The sequence below is a fragment of the Paraburkholderia sp. RL17-373-BIF-A genome (genome assembly GCF_046030175.1).
Taxonomy (GTDB): domain Bacteria; phylum Pseudomonadota; class Gammaproteobacteria; order Burkholderiales; family Burkholderiaceae; genus Paraburkholderia.
Window position 1 is genome coordinate 1 of record NZ_JARESO010000318.1, and the last position, 880, is coordinate 880.

Below are 880 nucleotides of genomic sequence, written 5' to 3' on the forward strand. Positions count from 1 at the left end.
AACAGAGATTGACCTTGACAAGGCTTAAATCGCGTCATAATTTAATTACACAAACTCTTTTGATCATCTGGAGCTGAATGTGCCCCCACCCAGTGAACGCAAGCGCTCGAAGATCGACGTTCTCGCAGAGGACGGCGCGTTGAATCCGATGCCGGAGAACGTCCTGGACCCCAAGTTTCAGGAAGGGGGTTTTTTTGACCCGCACGACGCCGTGCAGGTGAAGTACGAGATGTTGCGCCGCGTCTCCGTCGAGAAGGCATCGGTGACGTCGGTTTCCGACGAATACGGCGTCTCGCGCCCGACCTTTTATCAGGCCCGCACGGACTTCGAGGAAGGTGGGATCGCAGGACTGGTGCCGAGGAAGCGAGGGCCACATGGTCCACACAAGATCCAGGGTGACGTGTTGGCGTTTCTCAAGACACGGCTTGTCCCCGGAGAGCCGATTCGGGCACGCGAACTGGCAAGACTGGTTCGCAATGAATTTGGTCTCGATGTGCATCCAAGAACGATCGAACGTGCCTTCGGTGTAAAAAAAACGGCGGGATAACCAGAGCCGATGCCAGACCGCCGACGCTTTCGCCCACCGTCGTCGCGCAGTACGAGGTGATGCGTTCGGCCATGCTGGGGGAGGCTTTGCCAGCAGACGCCCGGCGTGGGCTCAAAGTCTTGCTAAATCGAGGCATGTGGACATGGGCATGCATGCTGGTCACCGCTGGCACCCAGTCGGAACAGACTTCGCCCGATCCCCATCACAAGCACAGCCCTTCGAGCGCTGCACCGTCATTCACGCACTCGCAGGCATTGTCATGACGATCAATGAGCGGAGAACAGCATGAACGCATCGCTTAAAGTTCAACCTCAGCACCTCGAACGGGGCGCT

General features: G+C 57.6%; 1 protein-coding gene. It reads left to right on the forward strand.

Annotated elements, in window-relative coordinates; translation table 11 throughout:
• Nucleotides 1-148 precede the first annotated feature (148 nt).
• Nucleotides 149-547 (forward strand): helix-turn-helix domain-containing protein, encoded by a 399-nt coding sequence (locus tag P0D80_RS50605; protein ID WP_408296389.1) that lies wholly within the window; start codon nucleotides 149-151, stop codon nucleotides 545-547.
• Nucleotides 548-880: the final 333 nt, after the last annotated feature.

What these genes read in the sequence shown, in the direction of transcription:
- P0D80_RS50605 (WP_408296389.1), top strand. Translation starts at nt 149, where the DNA reads ATGCCGGAGAACGTCCTGGACCCCAAGTTTCAGGAAGGGGGTTTTTTT.